Raw genomic sequence first — 2,111 nt, forward strand, 5'->3', positions numbered from 1 at the left:
AGCCGGACATTGCGGCATCCGATGAGGTGATCCGGATCGTCTCGGGCGAAGTCAGGATCGAGCTGGCGCCAGGCACGCCCGCAGCGCGGATCGCCGAGATTGTGCATGCGCTCGGGGCCACGCCATGCTGATGCCCTCGCAGGGCGTCCGGATACTGGTGGCGACAAGGCCGGTGGATTTCCGCAAAGGCCATGACGGCCTGGCAGCGCTCGTGCAGTCAGCGCTGGCGGAAGATCCGTTCACCGGCACGGTCTTTGTGTTTCGCGCCAAACGGGCGGACAGGATGAAGATCCTGTTCTGGGACGGCAGCGGGCTTGTTATGGCTTACAAGCGGCTGGAGGAAAACAGCTTCACTTGGCCCGCGATCCGCGATGGCGCGATGACGCTGAACCGCGCCCAGTTCGAGGCGCTGTTTGCCGGGCTGGACTGGCGACGGGTGCGGTCTCTGGAGGCGCGCCGCCCGGCTGTGGCAGAGTGACTCGGGCTGCGGAAAGCCTGCTCCCAGCGGGGCAGATCAGAGTATGGTCCGGTCATGTCCAGCGCCCCGCCCATCGACCTTTCTGCCATTCCCGAAGACCAGCGTGACGCTGTTCTGGCAGTGCTGCGCGAGCGGGATGCGCTTCGGGAGGCTAACAAACGCCTGGAGCATCTCGTCGCCGAGCTGAACCAGGTCGTGCATGGCAAAAGGTCGGAGAAGCTGAGCGAGGACGAGCGGCAGCTGGCTTTCGAGGATCTCGAGACCGCGGTGGCCGAGGCCGAGACGCAGCAAAGCGTGCAGACGTCCACCGGTCCGGCGCCGCGCAAGCCAGCCCGCCGCAACCGGGGCAATCTGCCCAAGGACCTGCCGCGGACCGAGACGGTGATCGAGCCGGACAGCCTGGACTGCCCATGCGGGTGCGGCGAGATGCACCGGATCGGCGAGGATCGCACCGAGCGGCTGGATATTATTCCCGCGCAGCTCCGCGTCATCGTCACTGTCCGGCCCAAATATGCCTGCCGCGCCTGCGCCGAGGGTGTCATCCAGGCACCAGCCCCCGCGCACCTGATCGAGGGCGGTCTGCCGACCGAGGGCGCCATCGCGCATGTGCTGGTCAGCAAGTTCTCGGATCACCTGCCGTTATACCGCCAGAGCCAGATACTGGCCCGCTCCGGGATCGACATTCACCGCAGCACGCTCGCCGATTGGGTGGGGACAGCCGCCTTCCACCTCGCCCCCGTAGTCGACCGGCTTGCCGAGCACCTGAAAGGATCGGGCAAGCTGTTCATGGACGAGACCACGGCGCCGGTTCTGGACCCGGGCCGGGGCCGGACAAAGACCGGGTATCTCTGGGCCCTGGCCCGGGACGACCGCGGATGGGGCGGCGATGACCCGCCCGGCGTGGTCTTCACCTATGCTCCCGGCCGCGCCGGGCAGAACGCGGAACAGATCCTGCAGGGCTTCGACGGTATCCTGCAGTTGGACGGCTATACCGGCTACAACCGGCTGACGCGCCCCTCACGGAAAGGCGGCGCGCCGGTCACGGTTGCGCACTGCTGGGCGCATGCCCGCAGGAAGCTGAAGGAGGTCTTCGACCGCGACGGCTCGGAGATCGCCGCCGAGGGGCTGCGCCGGATTGCGGAGCTCTACCGCATAGAGGGTGAGATCCGCGGTATGGGCCCTGGCCAGCGGCTGTCGGCCCGGCAGACCCGCACCGCGCCGCTGGTCGCAGAGTTCGGAGAATGGCTGCAAAGCCAGCGCCGCCGGATCTCCTCAAAGTCGCGTCTCGGAGAAAAGCTGGCCTACATCCACCGGCAGTGGGACGGGCTGCAGACCTTCCTCCACGACGGCCGTGTCGAGATCGACTCCAATGCTGTCGAGAACCTGATCCGCCCAATCGCCCTGACAAGAAAGAACGCGCTATTCGCCGGCCATGATGAAGGCGGCCGCGCCTGGGGCCGCATCGCTTCGCTCATTGCTACGGCGAAGATCAATGGCGTCGAGCCCTTCGTCTACCTCAAGGCCACTCTCGAAGCCATCGCTGCAGGTCACCCTGCCAGCCAACTCGACGAGCTCCTCCCCTGGAACTTTTCACCGTCAAGCTGATCCCGCGTGAGGCGGGGGCAACGCTTAC

The 2,111-nt window shown here is 66.6% G+C and carries 2 protein-coding genes; both read left to right on the top strand.

Annotation, left to right across the window (positions count from 1 at the left end; translation table 11 throughout):
* Positions 1-124 precede the first annotated feature (124 nt).
* Positions 125-478 (top strand): IS66 family insertion sequence element accessory protein TnpB, encoded by a 354-nt coding sequence (gene tnpB / locus AB9K35_RS00035; RefSeq protein WP_369923888.1) that lies wholly within the window; start codon positions 125-127, stop codon positions 476-478.
* Between the two features lie 54 nt (positions 479-532).
* Positions 533-2,083: an IS66 family transposase gene (locus AB9K35_RS00040; protein ID WP_369923890.1), complete on the top strand. Its 1,551-nt coding sequence runs from the start codon at positions 533-535 to the stop codon at positions 2,081-2,083.
* The last annotated feature ends 28 nt before the right edge of the window (positions 2,084-2,111 follow it).

The organism is Leisingera sp. XS_AS12 (genome assembly GCF_041224635.1).
Lineage (GTDB): Bacteria > Pseudomonadota > Alphaproteobacteria > Rhodobacterales > Rhodobacteraceae > Leisingera.

Coding starts and splice junctions, on each gene's coding strand:
- tnpB (WP_369923888.1), top strand. CDS start 125: ATGCTGATGCCCTCGCAGGGCGTCCGGATACTGGTGGCGACAAGGCCG.
- AB9K35_RS00040 (WP_369923890.1), top strand. CDS start 533: ATGTCCAGCGCCCCGCCCATCGACCTTTCTGCCATTCCCGAAGACCAG.